A 21366-nucleotide genomic window follows, 5' to 3' on the forward strand; every position below is an offset into this window, starting at 1 on the left:
TTATATCTTTGCTAAGTTAGATATTATATACGCTAGTTGCGATAGTTCAAGTTTCGTATATAGCGGTAATGATAAAACTTCATCTCCAAACTTTTTTGCGATTGGGAAAGCACTATCTTGAAAAGAGAAACTATTTTTGTAATAATTAAGTATATGAATGGCTCTATAATTTACAGCAACACCGATGCCGTTACTTTGAAGCTTGCTAACTACTTTATCTCTATTTTTCATTTTTATAATAAAAAGATGTCTTGCTGATTTAGTATTTTTAGGAACTTTTATATACTTGACACCTAGTTTATTTAGAGCCACTTCATAGTACCTAGCTATCTCTTCTCTTTTAGAGAGCCTTTCTTCTATCTTCTCTAACTGTCCTATCAGTAAAGCTGATTGTATATCTGAGATATTATATTTCCAGCCAAGGACCTTCATATCCCAATGGGCAAATTTATCTGTATATCTTGAAGATGCATCTTTGTTTATGCCATGAAGTCTTAACTGATAAAGAAGTTTGGCTACTTCATCATTGTTAGTTGTTATTGCTCCACCCTCACCACTTGTGATATTCTTAGTCGCATAAAAAGAAAAACAAGCAACATCACCTAACTCCCCAACTCTAACCCCATCTCTCTCACCCTCGATGCAGTGAGCAGCATCTTCGATGATTTTAAGGTTATGTTTATTAGCTATCTTTTTGATTGCTTTCATGTCACACATATTTCCATAAAGATGTACGGGCATGATAGCTTTTGTTTTTGGCGTTATTGCAGCTTCTATAAGTGTGGCATCTATGTTTCCAGTAGATTCTTCTATATCTACAAAGACAGGAATAGCCCCCGCATGGAGAATAGCATTTGAGGTAGCTACAAAACTCATAGGTGTAGTTATCACTTCATCACCATCTTTGATACCAAGAGCAAGTAAGCTTAGATGCAAGGCCGCTGTACAAGAACTTACAGCTACACAATGCGTAGCATCTAAATAAGTTGCAAATTTTTCTTCAAATTCTTTAGTTACATTTGCGTTTGTTAAAAATATCGATTTAAGAACGCTAGTAACTCTACTTATATCTTCTTCATCAATATTGTGTTTAAAGAATTCTATTTTTTGCATCTAATGAATTACTTTCTTACCATCTTTTAAAACTATTGGAACTTGTCTCATCCAAATCTGCTTTTCCCATTTATGGTGGTTATTTTTGTACCACTCAATGGTATTTTTTAAACCATCTTCAAACTTTATGCAAGGTTGCCAATTTAAAATATCTTTAATTTTTTGTATATTTGCTATATGACAGTCAACTTGACCAGGTCTATCGTCTATATATTTTATTTTAGATTTATCAATATTCATTGCTTTTGCAACTTCAAGGGCTATATCTTTTATAGATATAGTCCTTCCTGTACCAAGATTAAAAACTTCGCCTTGAACTTTTGAAAGGGGGCTGTTTAAAATCTTGTCTATTCCTAAACAAGTATCGTGTACATTTATCCAGTCTCTTGAAGCCAAACCTTGACCGTGAACTGTTAAATCTTCATCAAGTAAGGCACTTGTTATAAAACGAGGTATAGCTTTTTCTAAATGTTGAGAAGCTCCATAGTTGTTAAATGGTCTGATGATAGTAGCTGGTATGTCATAAGTTTCTACATAAGAGTAAACCAACCTATCTGCACCAACCTTTGCAGCAGCATAAGGTGACATAGGATTTAGTGGATGATGTTCATCCATTAGTTCACATCCAGATGCAGTTCCATAAACTTCAGAAGTAGATATATGGATAAATTTCTCAACTGTATTTTTATTTTGCAGTACAGCATTTGATACTGTTTGAGTACCTATAACATCTGTTTCAAAAAAGTCTCTATTGTCAAATATAGACCTTGTAACATGAGTCTCAGCAGCGAAGTGAATCACATAGTCAGCTTTACAAACGAGAGAATCTACTAGGGCAGAATTAGTCACATTTCCATACCAAAACTCAAACCTATCATTTATATTATTTACATTTACTGGAAAATTTTCTACACTTCCAGCATAAGTAAGTAGGTCTAAGACTATTATTTTAGAATCTGGATATTTGTTGTAAATATAATTTACAAAGTTAGAACCGATAAAGCCAGCTCCACCTGTAATGAGGTATGTTTTAGACATCTGAACTCTCTTTAGTTATAATTTTTTTGCTATCTTTGCCATAGTTAAACAATAAATCTATTATAGACAAATATGGTAAAAAGTCTCCATGTAATTGCTTGTATGATGGATGTTTATACTCTTGAAAAAGTAATTTTATCTTATTATTATCAAACAATTTTTTATCTATATAATCTTGTGCAGCTTTACCAGTATGATAACTTGACGCATTAAAGTGTTTGCAAATATTTATGAGTCTATCGTTTTTATCTCCACCAATACCTAAATCGGATGATAGATAAAATTTTGTATCTAATTTTAAGTATTTTGAGATATCTCTTATAATGCTTATAGATATGTTACTAAGTGAGTTGTTATCTGAGTTTATATTGTTTTGAAGAATTGGATATATCTCATCAAAGTATTTTGATTTTGAGTAAAATTGCTTTAAAGATTTTAGATGTTTGACTCGCCAATTTTTAGTATCGTCAACAAATACTTCGTTTATATTTTTGCTTGTTGATGAATTTACAGGGATGCTAAGCCAAGAGCTGTCATTGAGCACTTTGATTTTATTTCTATTTCTCCAGTCATTTTTTGTGTATTGAACATCATCATAAAAAACAAATATATCAACATTTATTATTTGCTCAAAATATCCAATCCATGGAATATATGATGGTTGGAGTATAGCTACTTTAGTCAACTTCTACAGCACCTTCACTGTCTGAAATACCAAGAGAAGAGTCTTTGTTTTTTTGAGCATTCTCCACAAGTTTCCAATAGTTATGTTTCCAAGATCTATATTTCCAATCAGGACAGTTTTTACATAGGGCTATTTCATCACCTTTCTTTTGAAGGTGCTTATCTCTATAGTTAGTAAACTTATCCCCATGCCAGATATTTTTTATAGATGCGTTATTGATATTTCCCATATTTGTATTTGCTGCTATATCGTAACCACACATCATAATTTGACCACGAGAATCTATATTTAATCTTTCAAAGAGAAAAGGACATGGAATTCTCTCCTCTGGTGGTAAGTAAGGTGTGTCATCAGCAGATTCACTTGCATCATTTATACCCCAAGTTAGATATTTTCTTTTTTGAAAATTATCTACATATGGTAACCAAAACTTCTCTACTTCATCTACATCTATATTATTTTGGTTTATTGCAGATGCAATGATTTTTGTATTTGAATTCATCTCATTTCTTAGTTTATATACAGTTTTTAGATTTTGGACAAGTTCATCAAAATTAAGACCTTTTCTTACTATATCATAATCACTTTGCTTTGAAGCATCTACTGAAAATTCTAGCATTTCCACATCTATCTCTAACAAACTCTTAGCAAGAGGTTCATTCATCAATGAGCCATTAGTTATGATGCCTAGTTTACAGCCTTTTTCTTTTGCATATACCATTAGTTCTAAAAAATCTGGATGCATGGTAGGTTCACCCCCACCACTTATTCTAAGCCATGCACCATGATGTCCAACTTCATCAGCAATTTTTTTAAAAATTTCAGGTGACATATATTTTGCGTCTTTATAGTCTGCACGAATATCTGAATTTGTATATGGGCAGTTTGGACATAGAGCATTACAAACATAAGAGAATGATAAAACTGACATCATTGGAAACTCTTCTGCCTCATCTTTAAGAGCGTAGTTGTTTTGCGTATGTTTCATATATATAAGTCCTTTTTAAATATATTTCCATTATAGTTTATATTGTTATATTTTTTTATTTTTTTATGCATTAAAGTATATTTTTCTTTTATAAATAGTGTTTTAGAAGCTTTATTTGACTCTTCTATCCAAGAGAGAAGATATGTTAGTCCATTTTTAATTGCATGTTTTTCAATCTCTTTAAGTAGCAAAGTTCCTATACCTTTGTTTTTTTCTTTTACAAAGATAGTTACTTCATTTTTTTTGTCTATATATAAAATAACTACTCCCAAAAGCATTTTGTTTTGAGTAGCTATCATATTTACTATAGAGTTGTTTTGTAGCCAATTTCTTGTCTCTTGATAAGTTACAATCTCCGTAAAAAGGTCATCTTTGTAATTATTTCTTAGTGCTATATATTGGTCTAAATATTGTAAATTCTCTTTTAAAGCAACAATATCAATCTTCATTCTCATCTTCTTTCCACCAAAAAGGTCTAGCTTCTTTTTTGAGTTCTATATTTTTATTTTCATGATATGTTGCACCAGCTACTTGCCAGTCTGGACAAGTTTTACAAATATCTGGTATATCTTCCCACCTATGTTCTATATGTGGTTTTTTTACTACTTTTGTATGTTCTTGCCATAACTCTTTTAAAGATGTGTCTTTTGCATTACCTATGATGGTTTTACCTTCATAATCAACAGCACAAGTTACTACATTTCCATTTTCATGTATAGCCATAGTATTCATCGCCCATGGACAAGCTACTCTAAACTCAGTATCGTAGTCTAAGTTATTTGCTACTACATCACCAGAGTTTGTCCACGAGAGCATATTTCTAGTTTTTACTTCAGCACCAAGAGGTTCCCAGTGCTCTCTAAAAGCTTCAACTTCGTGTCTATTCTCATCCATAACTGAAAACTGACACTGAATAACTGGAAACTCTAAGCCTAACTCATCTCTTCTTTTTAGGAGTTTCTCTACAGATGCATAAACTCTATCTCTCTCTCCCCCAACTCTTATCTTGTTAAAAGTTTCACAAGTGAAACCATCAAGCGAGATTATAAATCTTTTAAGCCCAGATGTAAGAATTTGGTCTATCCAGTCATGTCGTTCTAGTAAAACTCCATTAGAATTTAAAACCATGTTTGTAAGCCCTGCATCTCTACCGTACCTAAGTAGTTCATATAGTGTCTCACGAAGAGTTGTAGCCTCACCATAAAAAGTTGGCCATATCTCAGTATTTGGTTCTTCTTTGGCTATCTCATCAACTATCTTTTTAAAAAGATCTGTATCCATATGTTGTTTAGTTCTCTCCATGATGCGGTGGTTACAGTGGATACAGGCTTGGTTACATACAGAGGTGCTCTCTATAATTATCTGAGGTGGAAACTCCCACTTTTGAAGTTTCCCTTCAATTTTAAGTAGTCTATCTTTTGTTTCTTGTGTTATTTTCATTTTATTCCCTCGTACCAAACTGCTAGTGTATATAAATTCCAAATTTTTGCGTGTTGTTTTTTTTGTATCTTAAAAGTGTCTAGTAAATTTTTTATATATATTTTATTAAATTCAAAATTATCTATCATATTAGAATGAAGTATTGTAGTATAAACTTCATCAAAATACTCTTCTTCTATCCATTGATATACAGGAAGTACAAAACCCTCTTTAGGTCTGTTTATGATTTCATCATCAAGATACTTAGATGCACTTTTTTTGAGTATATATTTATTAACAGTATTTTTTATTTTAAGTGATGATGGAATTTGTGCGGCAAACTCGACGATACGGTAATCTAAAAAAGGTGAGCGAACCTCTAGCGAATGTGCCATTGAGAGTCTATCTGTAAATGGAAGTATTTGATTTACTAGTAGTTCTTTTTCATCTATCTCTAAACATTTATCGAGCATAGTCTTAGCTGTAGTAGTGATATTTTTATAAGGATTTGGGATATCTATGTTACTTAGAAATAAAGAGTTTAATTCATCATCACTAAAAACATTCAACTTATTTCTCCAAACAGCTATATCTTCATCTGCTATATGTTTTAAAAACTCAAATTCTTCTTTTGAATCAAAAGGTTTTATATGTTGAGTATTGTTAAGATAATTCTCTATCGGAGTTGAAAGTCTATGAGTTAAGTAACTTCCAAAAAGTTCATCAGCCCCATCACCGCAGAGTGCTACTTTTACATTTTTCGAGATTAGTTTAGTTAAAAAATAAGTGCTTATAGTACCTGAAAATGGCTCATCAAAAGCTCGAAGTGCATCTGATAATTCATCAAAAACTTCTTTTGAATCTAGTATATATTCATAATGATTTGTTCCAAGTTTTTCAGATAATTTTCTGGCATGATACAAATCACTTTGTTTATTTTTAAAATCGTCTTTATAACCAAGAGAAAAAGTCATAAGATTTTTGTTATGAGTTTGGGTAATGATAGAACAAACTAAACTAGAGTCCAAACCACCACTTAAAAATGCTCCATACTCAACATCACACTCTGTTCTTATTTTCACGGCATCTTCTAAGAGAGTTATCAATTTCTTAGATATCTCATGTTCAGATAAATTTGTTTTTTTAGAAAAATCTAAATCCCAATATTTATTTTCTACATAAGTTTTTAACCTTAAATCATACTCAATATAAGATGCACTATTTACTTGTTTTATATCTTCATAGATTGTATCTGGTGCAGAAGTATTTTTTAGTTGAAGATAGTTTATTAAAGAGTGTTTATCTATTTTAAAATCATTTTTGATCTTTAGAAGTGCTTTTATCTCTGATGCAAAATAGAACTCTTTATTTATAGAGGTATAATAAAGTGGTTTTTTTCCAAGTCTATCTCTATATAAAAGTAGCTTTTGTTTATCTACATCATATAAAGCTATTGCAAACATACCGTTAAGTTTATTTACGAAATCTACTCCATATTCTAGATACATATTTGGAATAATCTCCCCATCACTATGTGAAGAAGAAAAAGAGTAGCCTTTAGAAATAAGCTCATTACGAAGTTCTTTATGATTGTATATCTCACCATTAAACACAACAACGATTGATTTGTCTTTTGAATAATAAGGTTGAGAACCAGACTCTATATCTACTATAGATAATCTTCTCATTGCTAATGAGATTGTCTTAGAATTAAAACTACCTAGTGAATCAGGTCCTCTGTGAACTAAGGCATCGTTCATGTCTTTGAGTAGTTTATTGTTTTGATGTGCTACAAAACCAACTATACCGCACATCTATTTTACTAGTCTGTCAAATATTTTTAGATACATTTTTTCATTTTCTTGTAAAAGTTTTATGGCAAATTCTCTTGATTTTAAACTTATCTCTTTTAGTTCATTAAATTTTTTATTTTGATACTCTATGAGTCTATTTTCTAAATTGTATAGGTTAATATTTACTATGGGAGAGTTGTCAAAAAAGTCTATGTAGTAATTACTATTTACAATCTTATACATATCATTGATACTTTCATCTAAATACAAAAATACTATTTTACCTTTTATCATTGCTTCAAGCGCTGAAAAACTAAAAAAGCCATCAGTTAATTGTTCTATATAAAAATGTGAGCTATCTAGTTTTGAGAGGATTATATCTCTTTTTTCGGCGTAGCAAAATTCTAAATTATTTATATGATTATTGGACTTTCTTAAACTGTTCTCTATGAAGTTACTACCTTTTCTTACTTTATCATTAGCATAATGAATTATCTTTATATCATCCGTATTTTTAAAATTGTAAGTATATTTTTTATTATTAATATCATCTATAATATGTCCATGATAAACTAAAATATCTATTTTTTGTAAGAAGTCTATGTAGTTGACAGTAGCAATTATTAAATTCACATACTTAGACCAATGGTATATCCTAGATTCTATTTTTTTATCTAGATGAAAATATTTTTTTAAACTCATCATGTGACCTAGCTTTTGTACACGATTTGAGTTTTGTTTTATGGACCATACATCACTTCCATAAGGGAAAAGGATGACTTTTTTATTGAAAAGTTGATATATAATTGGTTCAATACGCCAAAAAATAGTTCTTTCTAAAAGCCACTGTTGAAGTAAAGAGTATAAATGTCAAATTTATTTAAAGCCCAAAGAAATGATATATATGGACCAAAAAGATAAGGCTCTTTATGTAAAAATTTATTTTTACATATATCACTAAAAGAGATATCATTATGAAAATTTCCATTTGACCAATCATCAAAGACAAAAAGTGTAGTATTAAAGCCGTTTTGTTTAAGTAGTTTATTTAGTAAGTAAAAAGTTACGATAGGTACTGTTCCTAATAGTATTTTTTTTTCAGGATTAGGAGTAAGTAGTTTCTTGTATATAAAAAGGATAATAAGGCTTAATAAAAATGGTACTATAATAAGTAAATCAACTATATATCTTTTAAAATTATATTTTAACTCATTTTTGAAATTGATAGCAGGTTCATTATCATCAAATAAAAAACTCCAACCAGCTTCATTTCTCATATAGAGACCTTCAGAATATTTCTAAAATCATTTATAGTGTGTTTTTCTAATTGTTTAGATGTATGCTCAAGGTAACTCTTAGTTACTCTTTGTACTAAATCTTTATCATGAATGAACTTATTGGCAATTAATATATAGTCATTTTTATCTTTTGCAAAAGATAGAGCTAAATTTAATTTTTCACCTTTATAGTCATATATTACAACATAAGGTTTCCCTTTAGCTCTATACTCTTCAAGTGCCCTACCTCCACCAAAAGGAAAAGGTGTTAGCCATAAGTCTATAACATGAGCATATACATGAGCATCTATGTGACCTGGAAAATAAAACCTATCAGATAAGCCTAGTGCTTCCACTTTGCGTTTAACTTCACTATTTTCCCACCACAAGCTAAGTAAATAGTATGTGGATTTTTTTTCATGATAGCAGCAACAGTTTGTAAGTACTCATCACTATCTAGCTTTATAAGTCTCCCGATGCTACCAAGTATAAAACTATCTTTGGGGTATGAAGCTCTGATTTTGTTAATTTCCTTTATATCAACATCAGGGTTATATATTTCTAAATCTATAGGGATTTCAAAGTGTTTAAACCTTTTATCCGTAGTATTAAAGTGAGAGATTTTCACATCAATAGCATCTAGATCATACTCATCATTTCCATGACTCCAATAAATCTGTTTAGGTGCAGTTTTGCTAGTAAATAAGAAGTTATATTCTGCTCTGTTGTGATAACCTATGAGTATATCAATTTTATCTTTTATAAGTAATTTTCTGGTTTTTAAAGTTTTTTCTATTATTGAATAAAAAGCATAGTTACTTTTAAAAAACTTATGATGTAAGTCAACATATTTAAATCCAAGTGCTTTTAATTCTTCAACTTTTTTATCATCACTTCCTAGCATTTCCATAAGATTTAAATCATATACTATAAATTCATATTGTTTATCTGGATTTTTCTTGATAGATTCTAGTAAAGACATCATTACATGATTTACAGATAAATCTAGGATTCTGTGAACTAAGATGGCTACTTTTATCTTTTTTTGATTAGGGTTTATTTTTTTATTATTTGCTTTGAGCTTGTATTTATCTATAAGTGTATTTTTTACATATGATTCAAATGGACGCTCAACAGCATCGTTAAAATCTTTATGTTCCTTTTGAGTCTGAGCAACTCCGTTCCATGAAAACTGAAGTGGATAGTATATAAACATCACCAGTTCATCTTGGTCTTTTGTTATAGCTTCAAGGTATATAGGAAGTAAAATGTTATACATCTCTTTAAAATCTTCAAAAAAATCAAAAGCATAGTTAGTGATATAAAAAAATCTATACACTTGTTCTTTTTGTTTTATTGTGTCAAGGTCAAAAAAATCAGATTTAAATATAATTTTTGCCTGTATATTTATAAATTTTTTAAACTCTTCGGGCGTATAAATATACTTTACAAAATGAAAATTAGTGAAGATATCATGCATTGTGTCATAGTTACTTATCTCTAGTAGGCACTTTTGTCTATTTTTATCAAATTCTTTTTTATCTTGAAATTGCTTTAAAATAAATGCTATGAAGATATTATTCATACTTGTTTCTTGTTTATTTATTGATGTAAATAGTTGCATCTGCAGATTTAGTATCTGCGGAGTAAGTTCGTATTGATGTGTTTGTAAGTAAGTTGTTATGTTTAATAGTTTTATTATTAATTCAGCAGTGGCTTTTTCATCAGCACCTTCTATTAAGTGCTTTAAAAATGAAAATATCATTACTCCAATATTTTTATTATCTATCTTAGCAGGAAGAAGAGAGTTTATAATTTCTATTTTTCTATTTTTTATAGTTGTGATAGTTTGAGTTATGTTTTGAGTTATTTGTGCTTTAATATCATCGGAAAAGTTAACATTGTCAAAGTTTAGTTGTGAAACTTGTGGGTATGTGGTTCGCAAGAAAAAATCATAAAATGAGGCAATTGGCACATTTATGCAGTTTGATGGAGCATCTGTTAAAGGAGCCCCATCATAGAAAAATAATTTTTTATCATCTTTATGCCTATCAGCCACCGTAAGTGCAACTACAGAGTCGAAAAAAATAGACACTTTCAATATTCATTAGACCTCTTCATAAGATCTTATTTACTAGCATATTCAGCATTTATCATCATTTGCATAGATGAAAATTGAGCATTTATTTTACTTATTATGGCATCATAAGCTATAAACCTTTTTGACATAATCTCATAACGAGTATCAAGGGAGTTCTTGGAATTTAAATGAGTTTTAGAAAGGTTTTTACCTTCTGTTTTTAAGTCTGCCTCAAAAGTGCTTAAAAGTTTTCCGTAGCCAGTATATCCTTTGAGTTTTGTATCAAAAGTTTTAAAGAAACCTGCTACATCATCTCCATCATTATCTTTCCCACCAGTAAAAAACAACTTTACTGCATCTGGGTCATCCTTTAGTTTCTTTTCAAAGACATTTTTATCAAAGCTCATTGCACCATGTCTGTCTATATCTACACCATAGTTAAGAAGTAAATCTCCATCATTTAGAGAAGTTATTGCCCTTGTTAAGTCTCTAGAGATTGATTTAACAAAACTATCACTATTAAAAACACCCTCAGCACCAGTTTCTCTATTTTTAAGTGTCATATCGTGCAGGTTAGTCATAAGCGCATTATAACTATCTACAAACTGTTGAAGTTCATCTGTTATACCTTTTGTATTTTGAGAAATAGCAACTTTTGAGATATCCCCTTCTTTATTAAGCGTAATATCTACACCTAAAATAAGGTCACTAAACTCGTTACTTGATCTAGTCATAGAAATGCCATTATATTTAAACTCTGCATCTACTGCTGTTTGTACTTTTTCATAACCTGTTGGGTTTGTAGTTGCGTTATATGCAGCAAAAAGAGCAGAATCCAAATTACCACTTGTATCAGAAATAGTTAAAGTTTGATTTTCACCTGTTGATTTGGATGTAATTATTAAACTAAATGCACCATCTCCAGTTTGTAAAATAGATGCTGAAATATCATCTCCAGCCTCATCTGTAATAGCTTGCGTCAAATCACTAAGAGTCATCCCAGCAGTATATGCAATGTTTATAGTTTTATCAGGGTTAGCAGGGTCTGAGCCAATTTTTATCTCAAGGGTTCCATTTAATGAAGCAACATTTGTAAGTTTACTTGCAACTGCTCCAAATTTTGTTATATCTTTTTTAGCAAGTGTAATAGTTTCAAGGTTAAAAGATTCTACATTAGCCCCTGCATCTATTTTTACTTTAGATTTGCCAGTCACTTCTACGCTTTTAGAGTCAAATATTGTACTGTAACTAAGAGCAGAAGCACTGGCTTTAAAAGTCTTCATCATAGATGTTAATAGTTTTTGTGCATCTTGTCTTTGGTTATTAAGAGTGATTTTTCTCTCTATTGGTTTAATGATTCGAGAGGTATCTGCTGCTTTTAACTTATCTATTACATCAGCAGTTAAAACACCTGAACCGATACCGAGGGAGCTTATTGCAGAAGCCATAATAAATCCTTTTTAAATTAAAGTATAACACTAATATCGACAATAAAGCAATAAAGTTAAATTTTAAATTTGCTATAAAGAAAATTTATTTCGTGTCGATATATCTTACATGAAAGAAACTAACAATGATGAAAAAGGATCTAAAATGTATGGTAATTTAGCTCATAATATTTATGCACAAAATAACATCGGTATTGAGTCCCCAGCGAAGCTTATTGAGATGCTGTATGAAGGTGTACTTCGTTTTAATGCACAAGCAAAGAAGGCTATAAAAGATGGCGATGTAGAAAAAAGAGTTTACTGGATAAACCGCTCGATAGCTATTCTTACAGAGTTGATAGTTACCATCGATACAAATCAAGGAGATATTTCTTTATACTTAGAAGGTCTTTATAATTATGAAATAAAATTATTAACACAAGCGTCTATGGAAAAAAATATTGATAAACTTGATGAAGTTAGTCAAGTTTTTAAAGGTTTGTTAGAGGCATGGAGAGAAAGTACAGATGTGGCTAAATAACCTACAAATAGCAATAATTGAAAAAAATACAGATAATATAGACGAACTTTTAGACAATATGCCAAAATTTGAGAAAGTTAAAGATATGGAATCAGCCTCATATCTTTTAAGAGAAGCGGCTGAGCTAATCTACACACTTCAAGATGAAACAAAAATAATTATGAATAAGATGGAGAAAAATCTAAAGTTTTTAGAGTCAATACAGCTAGAACCTACAAATAAACTAGACTTAAAGTCATAGTTTAGATTACTTCTTACAAATTCCAAATCTCAAACTTCTTATAGTGTATTCACTAACAACAGCACCTTTTCTCATACTCAAAATATGTTCTATTGCATCTGCTATATCAGATGCTAATAGTTTTTCATCTTCTTTATCACTTGTTGTAAATCTAAGTTCATCATAAAAATTACTCTGTGTCATGTCGGGGTTTATGTTTGTAACACTTAGTCCACTTTTTCTGCTCTCTTCAAAGAGTGAGTCACCAAAGGCTTTTAAACCAGCTTTTGTTGCACTATAAACACCTGCAAATTTACTAGTTTTTATGGCTTCTATGCTATTTATATTTATTAGGTAACCATCATTTTTTCTCAAACTCCGAAGTAGGGCATTTGTAAGCAACATAGGAGCAGTTAGATTTAAAAAAGTCATCTCTTTTATAACTTTGGTACTTAACTCTTCATGAGGTTCAAACCTTCCAAAACCAGCGGAATTTATAAGTATAGATGCATCTTCATTTTTTAACACTTCACAAATTCTTCCAGTTGCTTTTTCATCTGATAAGTCAGCTTGAAAACAACTAAAATTTTTACTATTAAAATCTTTGTTTGTTATGCTTCTGCTAACTCCAACAACTCTGTATCCAAGCTTCAAAAGTCGTAAACTTATTTCTTTACCAATTCCACTACTAGCTCCCGTTACCACTGCTGTTTGCATTTTAAACCTTTTAGCTATAATTTCTTTATGAAAAACATATATATTACAGATCTTGATCATACATTTTTGAGAAATGATTTATCTATAAGTGATTATACTAAAAAAATCTGGAACTCTTTTAGTGACAGCTCGATTATGGGTATAGCAACGGCAAGAACTCATATGAAAACTGTACATTTTTTAAAGGGAGTAGAGGTAAATGCTCCTATGATTTTACTAGATGGAGCACTCATAGCGACTATGGACAAAAAAATCATTGAGACAAAAACTCTTTGTCGTAATGTTAGTGATATGATAATTGATGAGGGTTGGAAGTTTGGGATTTATCCTTTTGTACTCTCGTTAAGTGATGAGAAAAACCTAAGAGAGAGTTTCTTACACGATAAGGTTCTTAACAAGTACCAAATAGAAGTACTCAAACGCTACTCAGGTGATGATAACCTTAAGAGTTTTGATGGCATAAGAGCAGAAGATAAAAACTTCAAAATTGTTTATATGGCAGATGAGGAACTATTAATTGAACTTCATGAACACTTAGTAAATATTTTTGGCGATGATTTGAAGTACATCTTAGCTCCTGAAGCCTATGTAGGATGTCACTTCTTGACCATACTAAACAAAGATGCAGATAAGGCTCACGGCATAAAAAGTGTGAGTGAATATCTCGGATTTAATTTGCAAAACTTAACTGTTTTTGGGGATAATCTTAACGATATAGGAATGTTTAACTTAGCAAATACAGCAGTAGCTGTAGCAAATTCACATGATGATGTGCTTGTGTTAGCAGATGTAGTCTTAACTTATACAAATGAAGAAGATGCAGTTGCAAAGTACTTAGAAAGTTTAAGCTAATTCTTTAAAAAGATTATTTAAAGTTATATTAACTATAATAATAATGAATGAATAGTTAATATCTAAGTTAGCACATTATTAGAATATGATTGTTGATTAAACAAACAATGAGGAAATGTAATGAAAAAGATAATTTTAGGAATATTAGGAACAGTAATACTTACGACTGGGTTGCTTGCAAAGGACAATATGTATATTGGTGCAGAAGTTGGATATACTAATCATACTATTGAAGATGATGATTTTAAGAGTAATTCTGAAGCAACATATACAGCATATAAAATTGGTAAATATTTTGATGAATACAGACTAAGTATGTCATTAGAAAATTCTAGTAAAATAGGCATAAATGCAGACTACTTATTTATACAAGAAAATACTAGCTTTACACCATATTTAGGTGCCACTATTAAATACAATTATGTTAAAGAGTCTTATACTCGGAAAGCTACTTTTAAAAAAGAAACTTACTCGAGAAGTGTTATATTCTTAGGTGTAACTCTTGGTTTTATTTATGAAATAAATGACAGTTTTGAGCTAGATACCAGGTGTGGAGCAGAAATATCTAAATATCATATAAGTGATAGTAATGGAAATGATCGGGGTAGAACATCTGCAAACCAAATATCGTGTGGAGTAGGGATTAATTATCTTTTTAGAGATTAAACATTTTTTCGTCCCTAAAAATAGTTTATTTAAAAGAAAATGACATGTCAGTTATCACTCTCATTAGAATTGCGCATAGGAAAGAAGTGTACTAAAAGTCTAAGATTAGATATACTTCTTTAACTATATAAAAGGCCCTATTTCATGATAATCATCGGTATACTTTTTTTCATATTTGGCTTTGTAACTTGGCTCAATGGCTCTTTGATTCCATTTTTAAAAGTAATTTGTGATTTAAATGAGTTTGAAGCACTTTTTGTAACTTTCGCGTTTTACATAGCTTACACAGTTATGGCTTTTCCAATGGCTCTTGTTTTAGAAAAAACTGGTTATAAAAATGGCATGGCAATAGGTTTAGCGGTTATGGTTGTTGGTAGTTTACTTTTTATTCCAGCAGCACTAACCGCGAACTATTTACTTTTTTTACTAGCTCTTTTTACTCTAGGAACAGGACTTACGATCTTACAGACCGCTTCAAATCCCTATGTCGTTTTAGTTGGACCCATAGAGAGTGCTGCGATGCGTATAAGTATTATGGGACTTATAAACAAAAGTGCAGGGGTTTTAGTTCCTCTTCTCTTCACTACTCTTATACTCTCAGATATTGGCTCTTTAACCACAGATTCTATCGATACTGAGGAGTTAGCATCTAGACTAATAATACCTTATATTGTAATGGCGATTGTCTTAAGTGGACTTATCGCTTTAGTGAAATTTTCATCTATTCCTGAGTTGGAGTTTGAAAAAACAAGTAAAGATGAAAAAGGAAATATTTTTGCTTTTCCACGCGTTATTTTAGGTGCTGTAGCTTTGTTTTTTTATGTAGGTATTGAAGTTATTGCTGGAGATACTATAGGACTTTATGCCCAAAGTTTAGATGTTGCAAATGCAACAGCCCTAACATCATACACTATGATTTTTATGGTTTTTGGTTATCTAGTTGGAGTCTTTTTTATACCAAAAAAACTCTCACAAGAAAAAGCACTTATAGCTTCAGCTCTTGGTGGAATTTTACTACTTTTATGTGTTGCTTTTAGTTCTACAACTTCTCACTGGATTTCTGAAGTTTTATGGGGATGGAGTGGCATCGCTACTCTGCCAAATACGGTCGCTTTTGTTGCACTTCTTGGGTTTACAAATGCACTTGTTTGGCCTACTATTTGGCCTTTAGCTCTTGAAGGTCTTGGAAAATTCACTGCTCAAGGAAGTGCCTTGCTTATCATGGCAATAGCAGGTGGAGCAATTTTACCTCTTGTTTTTGGTAAAGTAGCACAAGTTAGTGGCGATATGCAGACCTCTTATTTAGTGGGAATTGTTTGTTATGTATTCATACTTATTTACGCTTTAAAATGGCACAAAAAAACTTCTTGGAGTTAAAATGTTTAAAATCATAGAAGTAAAAAATAACTCAGCAACTGCTAAAATAGCTCTTCAAGGAGCGCATCTTTTTCATTATCAACGCACAGGAGAAACACCTCTTTTGTGGCTAAGTGAGAGTAGTGATTTTGAAAAAGGAAAAGCCATAAGAGGTGGAGTCCCCATCTGTTGGCCTTCTTTTGGCAATAATAATCCAGATTTGCCACAACACGGCTTTGCAAGAACTTCAATTTTTGAGCATCTACAAACTAAAGAGATAGATGCTAATACTACGCAGGTCACTTTAAAACTATGTGAGTATAAACTTGAATTAGAAGTGAAAATAACCATTGGTAATACTTTAGAAATCCTACTTACTACTACAAATAAAGATACAAAAACTTTTAAACTCACACAAGCTTTACATACTTATTTTAATATTTCTTATATTTCAAATATTAAAATTAGAGGTCTAGATGCAAAACCATATTTAGATGCTTTAAAAAATAAAATTTTTATTCAAAATTCATATATAACATTTGAAAAAGAGATAGACAGAGTTTATCAAGAGGTTGATTCAAGGATAGAGTTAGTTGATATAGATAGGACTATTAGCATAGAAAATGAAGGCTCATTATCAGTAGTTGTTTGGAACCCTTGGATAGATAAATGTAAAAGAATGAGCGGTATGAGTGATGAGGCATATAAAGAGTTTGTTTGTATAGAATCAGCTAATGCTTATGATGATTTTAAACTGTTAAAACCAAATCAAAAGTATAGGCTAAAAGCTATAATTTGTTGAGTTGTATATGAGAATCATAAGCTAATCTCATAACACCAATAGCGTAGTTTGAAGAGTTGTTGTAGCGCATAATTTTTTTTGTGTATTCTTTGAAATATGCTAAATCTTCTTTATCACAACTGAAACATTTATATTTTTTACCATGTTTATTTTTTGCATATACAAGTGAAGCATTTTTATGTTTAGCTTCGTATTTGTACCAGTCAGATTCTAATTTCTTAATATCGGGCATTTTATCCCAGTCTATAAGTTTAGAATAAGCAGCCTTTTTATGAAGAAATCTACTAGCTGAAATGATGGCATCTTCCATCTTTGTTAAATCAGCTATTTTGTTTTTATAACCCTTTGTGTAAATAAAACTATTTGGCATAAACTGAGGGATACCAACTGCCCCCGCGTAAGAACTTGGCAAGTTACATTGTTCAGGTGTTACACCTTTTTCATAACAATGTTTAATGATTGAAATCATATTTGTTTTGCCCATTTTGAGAAGCCATTTTTCGCGTTTAGTTTTAGCTTTTGTTCTTACAACGATGGTGTTAAAAACTATAAAAGCATCATGAGTTGGTTTGATTTTTCCAAGTTTAGTCTCTTTCATAAGTATAGATGCGATTATCTCACGATTTACACCGTAAGTTTTTTCACTATAATCATAAACTTCTTTGTACCTTTTTAGATGTTTTACTATCTTTGGAACATGATTTACTAAAACTTTATTTGCTTTTCGCTCATTGTTCTTATGATTTGTAATATGACGAGGTTGCAGGTACTTCCAGCTAATCTCATCATACTTTTGTGTTTTAAAATACGATAGCAAAAACTTGTTTGCGTATTTATATGAAACACCGCTCTTTACAGCTTTGTTACAAATATCTTCATAATCTTTGTTTTGAAAGTCACAGTTTGTATATTTTGCATTTAACATAGATGCTAAGAGTAAAAGTAGTAGTATATTTTTCATTTGTTTATATTTTCCAGTCGTTGAGGTGTTCCTATATCGTGCCACATATTATTATAAATTTCTCCGCTTATATTTTGTTTTTTTATCTCATTTCGCAGTATTGGTGCTAAAGATGCTTTTCCCTGTTTGAGATGTTTAAAAAGTTTTGGCGAATAATACCCAATACCTGAGAAGGTATAGTTAATGTCAACATTATTTACAAGTAAATTATCTTTTATACCAAAATCTCCATCTCTATTATGCTCTGGATTAGGTACTAAAATAAGATGAGCTAACTTGTTTTTTAAATCAAAATCTACATCAAAATCATAATCACAAAAAACATCTCCATTAACAACCAAAAATGTTTCATCATCAAAAAAAGGTAGGGCTTTTTTTATGCCACCAGCACTTTCCAATGCTCCTTCATCTTGCTCATCAGAGTATATAATATTCAGATTCCATTTTGAGCCATTTCCAAGAAGCCCAGGTATTTTAAAACCTAAATGGGCTATATTTATAACCACATCTTTAAAACCTAATCGGGCTAATCTCTCTAGATGCCAAACAACTAAAGCTTTTCCTTTTACTTTCAGAAGAGGTTTTGGCAAAGTATCTGTAAGTGGTCGCATTCTCTCTCCACGGCCAGCACATAGTATCATTGCTTTCATTGAGCTTCTTCTAGTAATTTTGCTAATTCTTTTGTTTCGTTGTAAAGCTTAGCTGTGTCGATAGTGTACTTTAAAGTGAGTGGTATATCTTTTAAATAACCATCTTTTTTATCACGAAGATAAAGTCTTGAGAAGATGCCAAGAACTTTTATGTGTCTTTGTAAACCCATAAAATCAAACCATTTTATAAAAGTTTCATCATTAACATCTAAGCCTTTTTTATCACGAAACTCTAAAACAAGTTTCAAAATTTCCTCTCGCTCATAATAGATATAACAATCTTTTAAAAGTGAAACCAAGTCATAAGTAATAGCTCCACTCATAGCATCTTGATAATCAATAACACCGATTTCATTTTGTGAAGTTATCATAATGTTTCGTGAGTGAAAATCTCTATGAACAAAAACATCTTGAGGCTGAGAAAGCACAACATCACTAATGGCATCTAGACTCATTTGTATAAGTTCTATTTGAGATTCATTTAAAACAAGAGCAAGATTTTTTTCTAAATACCACTCTTTCATTAAGTCCATTTCAAAGTGTAAAAAAGCTTTGTCATAAAGTGGCAAGTCTTTTGTATCTGCTTTTTGCATGTTTATAATTACATCGATAGCACTAGAATAAAGTGCTTTAAAATTATCGTTATTTAAAACATTTAAATAGTGAGTATTTCCAAAATCTTCTATGATTAAAAAACCGTCTTTTACATTTTTTTCTAGTATTTCAGGTGCATTAAGTCCAACTTTTAAAAGTCTTGAAGTGACATCTATAAAAGGAGCAAGTGAGTCTTTTTCAAGTGAAGAATCCATCAACAAAAAGCTTTTTTCATTGAGTGATAATCTATAATATTTTCTAAAACTAGCATCAGCAGATGCCACACTGATGTTATAGTTTTTATATGGAGTAGTTTTTAGCCATTTGTTTATTTCATCCATAGATGCCACCTAAAATAGAGTCTTTTTTTGCTCCCGTCACGCAACTTAAATTTACTTCTTGGTTGTGAATACGCTTGTATGCTAACCAGGCAAAAGCCATAGACTCCATAAACTCACTACTAACACCGACTTCATCAGTAGATGCTACTTTTACTTTGCATAATTCTTGGAGTCTTTGCATTAAAAAGGCATTTTTAACCCCGCCACCGCAAACTATAAGAGATTTAATACTGTTGTTTTTAACATCATTTGCAATGGAGAGAGCTGTTAGTTCTAAAAGTGTTCTTTGTATATCTTCATCTTTTAAAGTTTGAAAAATAGGTAAATAGTTTGCAAGCCAAGTATCATTAAAATACTCTCGACCTGTGCTTTTTGGAGGAAGTTTTGTAAAGTAAATATCTCTAATCATAGCATCTAAAAGATTAGCGTCTATGCTTCCACTTTTTGCAAATTTTCCATCTTTATCGAAGGGTATATTTTTACATTTTTGTATCCACATATCCATCAAAACATTTCCGCAACCTGTGTCCCAACCTCTTAGATTTTCACCTAAGATAGTTATGTTTGCCATACCGCCAATATTTAAAACAGCACTCTCTTTTTCTTTAAATATAAACTGATGAAAAGCAGGAGCAAAAGGAGCACCTTGTCCGCCATTTGCTATGTCCATTCTTCTAAAATCTGCTACAACTTTGATATTTGTTTGGGCGTTTACTACATTAGGGCAACCTAGTTGCATAGAAAAAGGATTGTCCCCATTTGGCTTATGCCAAAGTGTTTGACCGTGTAAACCAATAGCATCTATACTCTTTGCATCTATGTTTTGTTTTTGTAAAAAAGTGTTTATGGCATCTGCAAATAAATGACCGAGTTTATTATCAAGTGTACCAATTTGTTCTAAAGTAGTTGAGCTGTTAATAACGTTTAAAATCTCTTCTTTTAATTCTGCATCAAAAGGAAACTCAAGTGAAGAAATTAACTTACAATTTGATTCATCTATCTCACAAAGAGTCACGTCAACTCCGTCCAAACTAGTTCCACTCATAACACCGATATATAACTCACTCATTACTATCTCCTAACTGCATAATACTAAAAGCAATAAGCGTCCCAATAACTATCTGCCAAGAAAAACCAATACTGATGCCAAAGGTATAAGGTTGAAGAGCTAAAACACTTAAAAAACCACCTACAAGTGCAAAAGGAACAAGCTTGTCATTTCCTCTTGAAGTAAAAATAGCCGAGAAGAAAACTCCTAAAAGTCCAGTATATGCAAATGCCATAACACCAAGAGCAAAACTTATCAAAGATAGGTCGCTATATTTTTGCCAAAAGTAACTAACTATTGCCATTAGTGAGAGAATAACAGCAAAAAAGACAACAGCTAACCTTGATACTTTTACAAAGTGCATCTCATCAACTTTGCCTTTTGTCATTTTCCAAGGTCTATACAAATCTTCAACTGCAACAGAAGCCATAGCTCCTAAAACAGAGTTAGTAGATGAAAGTGCCGCTGCAATCGCTCCAACAGTTACTAAACCACGAAGTCCATCTGGCATCTCATTTAAGATGTAGTACATAAATATAGTAATGTTTTCTCCGTTAAAATTCTGCTCAACTATACTGTTTTGATAAAAAACAAAAAGTAAAGCACCGATGCTCAAAAAAAGTAAAACTACGGGAATAGTTAGTAGTATTGAAAGTATTAGAGATTTTGCTGCTTCTTGTTTATTTTTACAAGAGAGAACTCTTTGTGTCATATCTTGGTCAAGTCCAAAAGCGGCAATATTTAAGAGAAGCCAACCAGTTAAAAGTCCTATGACGCTAAACTTTCCATCTAAAGAAG

At 31.1% G+C, this 21366-nt stretch carries 24 protein-coding genes; 6 read left to right on the top strand and 18 right to left on the bottom strand.

Going from position 1 to position 21366, the window contains the following annotated elements; all coding sequences use genetic code 11:
* The 12 genes from MOV50_RS07380 to fliD all read right to left on the bottom strand — a co-directional run bounded on the left by MOV50_RS07380 (window position 1) and on the right by fliD (window position 11841).
* Window positions 1-1113 (bottom strand): DegT/DnrJ/EryC1/StrS family aminotransferase, encoded by a 1113-nt coding sequence (locus tag MOV50_RS07380; protein WP_321777271.1) that lies wholly within the window; start codon window positions 1111-1113, stop codon window positions 1-3.
* Window positions 1114-2151, bottom strand: a complete 1038-nt coding sequence (locus MOV50_RS07385; RefSeq protein ID WP_321777272.1) for a dTDP-glucose 4,6-dehydratase — start codon at window positions 2149-2151, stop codon at window positions 1114-1116.
* Window positions 2144-2836, bottom strand: a complete 693-nt coding sequence (locus tag MOV50_RS07390) for a WbqC family protein (RefSeq protein ID WP_321777273.1) — start codon at window positions 2834-2836, stop codon at window positions 2144-2146. Before MOV50_RS07390 ends, MOV50_RS07385 begins: the two co-directional genes overlap by 8 nt.
* Window positions 2829-3824, bottom strand: a complete 996-nt coding sequence (locus MOV50_RS07395; RefSeq protein ID WP_321777274.1) for a radical SAM protein — start codon at window positions 3822-3824, stop codon at window positions 2829-2831. Before MOV50_RS07395 ends, MOV50_RS07390 begins: the two co-directional genes overlap by 8 nt.
* A complete protein-coding gene (locus tag MOV50_RS07400; RefSeq protein ID WP_321777275.1) occupies window positions 3821-4273 on the bottom strand; it encodes a GNAT family N-acetyltransferase in 453 nt (150 codons plus the stop codon). The genes MOV50_RS07395 and MOV50_RS07400 overlap by 4 nt, the downstream gene beginning before the upstream one ends.
* Window positions 4263-5264: a radical SAM protein gene (locus MOV50_RS07405; protein WP_321777276.1), complete on the bottom strand. Its 1002-nt coding sequence runs from the start codon at window positions 5262-5264 to the stop codon at window positions 4263-4265. Before MOV50_RS07405 ends, MOV50_RS07400 begins: the two co-directional genes overlap by 11 nt.
* On the bottom strand, window positions 5261-7057 hold the full coding sequence (gene asnB / locus MOV50_RS07410) for an asparagine synthase (glutamine-hydrolyzing) (protein WP_321777277.1): 1797 nt from the start codon (window positions 7055-7057) through the stop codon (window positions 5261-5263). The genes MOV50_RS07405 and asnB overlap by 4 nt, the downstream gene beginning before the upstream one ends.
* Window positions 7058-7738 carry a hypothetical protein gene (locus MOV50_RS07415; protein WP_321777278.1) on the bottom strand — a complete coding sequence of 227 codons (681 nt, stop codon included), beginning with the start codon at window positions 7736-7738 and terminating at the stop codon, window positions 7058-7060.
* A 134-nt stretch (window positions 7739-7872) separates the two neighbouring features.
* Window positions 7873-8313 (bottom strand): hypothetical protein, encoded by a 441-nt coding sequence (locus tag MOV50_RS07420; protein ID WP_321777279.1) that lies wholly within the window; start codon window positions 8311-8313, stop codon window positions 7873-7875.
* The gene (locus MOV50_RS07425) at window positions 8310-8669 is read right to left on the bottom strand and encodes a hypothetical protein (protein WP_321777280.1); all 360 of its coding nucleotides are present in this window, start codon (window positions 8667-8669) and stop codon (window positions 8310-8312) included. Before MOV50_RS07425 ends, MOV50_RS07420 begins: the two co-directional genes overlap by 4 nt.
* Window positions 8657-10408 carry a hypothetical protein gene (locus MOV50_RS07430; protein ID WP_321777281.1) on the bottom strand — a complete coding sequence of 584 codons (1752 nt, stop codon included), beginning with the start codon at window positions 10406-10408 and terminating at the stop codon, window positions 8657-8659. The genes MOV50_RS07425 and MOV50_RS07430 overlap by 13 nt, the downstream gene beginning before the upstream one ends.
* A 32-nt stretch (window positions 10409-10440) precedes the next feature.
* Window positions 10441-11841, bottom strand: coding sequence for a flagellar filament capping protein FliD (gene fliD / locus MOV50_RS07435; protein ID WP_321777282.1), 1401 nt, complete (start codon window positions 11839-11841; stop codon window positions 10441-10443).
* A gap of 145 nt (window positions 11842-11986) precedes the next feature.
* On the opposite strand from fliD, the gene fliS reads away from it, so the two are divergent.
* Both fliS and MOV50_RS07445 read left to right on the top strand, forming a co-directional pair.
* Window positions 11987-12361, top strand: a complete 375-nt coding sequence (gene fliS, locus MOV50_RS07440; protein ID WP_321779648.1) for a flagellar export chaperone FliS — start codon at window positions 11987-11989, stop codon at window positions 12359-12361.
* Window positions 12348-12602, top strand: coding sequence for a hypothetical protein (locus MOV50_RS07445; RefSeq protein WP_321777283.1), 255 nt, complete (start codon window positions 12348-12350; stop codon window positions 12600-12602). Before fliS ends, MOV50_RS07445 begins: the two co-directional genes overlap by 14 nt.
* 6 nt (window positions 12603-12608) lie before the next feature.
* Here MOV50_RS07445 and MOV50_RS07450 read toward each other — a convergent pair whose 3' ends face one another.
* Window positions 12609-13298 carry an SDR family NAD(P)-dependent oxidoreductase gene (locus tag MOV50_RS07450; RefSeq protein ID WP_321777284.1) on the bottom strand — a complete coding sequence of 230 codons (690 nt, stop codon included), beginning with the start codon at window positions 13296-13298 and terminating at the stop codon, window positions 12609-12611.
* Window positions 13299-13325: 27 nt separating this feature from the next.
* Between MOV50_RS07450 and MOV50_RS07455 the strand changes: the two genes are divergently transcribed.
* The 4 genes from MOV50_RS07455 to MOV50_RS07470 all read left to right on the top strand — a co-directional run bounded on the left by MOV50_RS07455 (window position 13326) and on the right by MOV50_RS07470 (window position 16974).
* Window positions 13326-14150: an HAD family hydrolase gene (locus tag MOV50_RS07455; RefSeq protein ID WP_321777285.1), complete on the top strand. Its 825-nt coding sequence runs from the start codon at window positions 13326-13328 to the stop codon at window positions 14148-14150.
* A 120-nt stretch (window positions 14151-14270) separates the two neighbouring features.
* Window positions 14271-14816: an opacity family porin gene (locus MOV50_RS07460; protein WP_321777286.1), complete on the top strand. Its 546-nt coding sequence runs from the start codon at window positions 14271-14273 to the stop codon at window positions 14814-14816.
* A gap of 144 nt (window positions 14817-14960) precedes the next feature.
* Window positions 14961-16193, top strand: a complete 1233-nt coding sequence (locus tag MOV50_RS07465; protein ID WP_321777287.1) for a sugar MFS transporter — start codon at window positions 14961-14963, stop codon at window positions 16191-16193.
* Between the two features lies 1 nt (window position 16194).
* A complete protein-coding gene (locus tag MOV50_RS07470; RefSeq protein WP_321777288.1) occupies window positions 16195-16974 on the top strand; it encodes a D-hexose-6-phosphate mutarotase in 780 nt (259 codons plus the stop codon).
* Here MOV50_RS07470 and MOV50_RS07475 read toward each other — a convergent pair.
* From MOV50_RS07475 to MOV50_RS07495, 5 genes are read right to left on the bottom strand one after another with little or no spacing between them, the layout of a single operon-like run.
* Window positions 16961-17935, bottom strand: a complete 975-nt coding sequence (locus tag MOV50_RS07475) for a lytic murein transglycosylase (protein WP_321777289.1) — start codon at window positions 17933-17935, stop codon at window positions 16961-16963. The genes MOV50_RS07470 and MOV50_RS07475 overlap by 14 nt on opposite strands.
* Window positions 17932-18585, bottom strand: a complete 654-nt coding sequence (gene murU, locus MOV50_RS07480; RefSeq protein WP_321777290.1) for an N-acetylmuramate alpha-1-phosphate uridylyltransferase MurU — start codon at window positions 18583-18585, stop codon at window positions 17932-17934. Before murU ends, MOV50_RS07475 begins: the two co-directional genes overlap by 4 nt.
* Window positions 18582-19520, bottom strand: coding sequence for an aminoglycoside phosphotransferase family protein (locus MOV50_RS07485; protein ID WP_321777291.1), 939 nt, complete (start codon window positions 19518-19520; stop codon window positions 18582-18584). The genes murU and MOV50_RS07485 overlap by 4 nt, the downstream gene beginning before the upstream one ends.
* On the bottom strand, window positions 19513-20589 hold the full coding sequence (locus MOV50_RS07490; protein ID WP_321777292.1) for an anhydro-N-acetylmuramic acid kinase: 1077 nt from the start codon (window positions 20587-20589) through the stop codon (window positions 19513-19515). The genes MOV50_RS07485 and MOV50_RS07490 overlap by 8 nt, the downstream gene beginning before the upstream one ends.
* Entirely contained in the window at window positions 20582-21280 is a 699-nt protein-coding gene (locus tag MOV50_RS07495) for a sodium:solute symporter family transporter (protein ID WP_321777293.1), read from the bottom strand. The genes MOV50_RS07490 and MOV50_RS07495 overlap by 8 nt, the downstream gene beginning before the upstream one ends.
* Between the last annotated feature and the right edge of the window lie 86 nt (window positions 21281-21366).

Origin of the sequence: Sulfurimonas sp., from assembly GCF_029027585.1 — a bacterium.
GTDB lineage: Bacteria > Campylobacterota > Campylobacteria > Campylobacterales > Sulfurimonadaceae > Sulfurimonas.

What these genes read in the sequence shown, in the direction of transcription:
- MOV50_RS07460 (WP_321777286.1), top strand. Translation starts at nt 14,271, where the DNA reads ATGAAAAAGATAATTTTAGGAATATTAGGAACAGTAATACTTACGACT.
- fliS (WP_321779648.1), top strand. Translation starts at nt 11,987, where the DNA reads ATGTATGGTAATTTAGCTCATAATATTTATGCACAAAATAACATCGGT.
- MOV50_RS07395 (WP_321777274.1), bottom strand. Translation starts at nt 3,824, where the DNA reads ATGAAACATACGCAAAACAACTACGCTCTTAAAGATGAGGCAGAAGAG.
- MOV50_RS07420 (WP_321777279.1), bottom strand. Translation starts at nt 8,313, where the DNA reads ATGAGAAATGAAGCTGGTTGGAGTTTTTTATTTGATGATAATGAACCT.
- MOV50_RS07485 (WP_321777291.1), bottom strand. Translation starts at nt 19,520, where the DNA reads ATGGATGAAATAAACAAATGGCTAAAAACTACTCCATATAAAAACTAT.
- MOV50_RS07385 (WP_321777272.1), bottom strand. Translation starts at nt 2,151, where the DNA reads ATGTCTAAAACATACCTCATTACAGGTGGAGCTGGCTTTATCGGTTCT.
- MOV50_RS07400 (WP_321777275.1), bottom strand. Translation starts at nt 4,273, where the DNA reads ATGAAGATTGATATTGTTGCTTTAAAAGAGAATTTACAATATTTAGAC.
- MOV50_RS07490 (WP_321777292.1), bottom strand. Translation starts at nt 20,589, where the DNA reads ATGAGTGAGTTATATATCGGTGTTATGAGTGGAACTAGTTTGGACGGA.
- MOV50_RS07455 (WP_321777285.1), top strand. Translation starts at nt 13,326, where the DNA reads ATGAAAAACATATATATTACAGATCTTGATCATACATTTTTGAGAAAT.
- MOV50_RS07470 (WP_321777288.1), top strand. Translation starts at nt 16,195, where the DNA reads ATGTTTAAAATCATAGAAGTAAAAAATAACTCAGCAACTGCTAAAATA.
- murU (WP_321777290.1), bottom strand. Translation starts at nt 18,585, where the DNA reads ATGAAAGCAATGATACTATGTGCTGGCCGTGGAGAGAGAATGCGACCA.
- MOV50_RS07445 (WP_321777283.1), top strand. Translation starts at nt 12,348, where the DNA reads ATGTGGCTAAATAACCTACAAATAGCAATAATTGAAAAAAATACAGAT.
- MOV50_RS07405 (WP_321777276.1), bottom strand. Translation starts at nt 5,264, where the DNA reads ATGAAAATAACACAAGAAACAAAAGATAGACTACTTAAAATTGAAGGG.
- MOV50_RS07465 (WP_321777287.1), top strand. Translation starts at nt 14,961, where the DNA reads ATGATAATCATCGGTATACTTTTTTTCATATTTGGCTTTGTAACTTGG.
- asnB (WP_321777277.1), bottom strand. Translation starts at nt 7,057, where the DNA reads ATGTGCGGTATAGTTGGTTTTGTAGCACATCAAAACAATAAACTACTC.
- MOV50_RS07415 (WP_321777278.1), bottom strand. Translation starts at nt 7,738, where the DNA reads ATGAGTTTAAAAAAATATTTTCATCTAGATAAAAAAATAGAATCTAGG.
- MOV50_RS07380 (WP_321777271.1), bottom strand. Translation starts at nt 1,113, where the DNA reads ATGCAAAAAATAGAATTCTTTAAACACAATATTGATGAAGAAGATATA.
- MOV50_RS07450 (WP_321777284.1), bottom strand. Translation starts at nt 13,298, where the DNA reads ATGCAAACAGCAGTGGTAACGGGAGCTAGTAGTGGAATTGGTAAAGAA.
- MOV50_RS07475 (WP_321777289.1), bottom strand. Translation starts at nt 17,935, where the DNA reads ATGAAAAATATACTACTACTTTTACTCTTAGCATCTATGTTAAATGCA.
- fliD (WP_321777282.1), bottom strand. Translation starts at nt 11,841, where the DNA reads ATGGCTTCTGCAATAAGCTCCCTCGGTATCGGTTCAGGTGTTTTAACT.
- MOV50_RS07495 (WP_321777293.1), bottom strand. Translation starts at nt 21,280, where the DNA reads ATGACACAAAGAGTTCTCTCTTGTAAAAATAAACAAGAAGCAGCAAAA.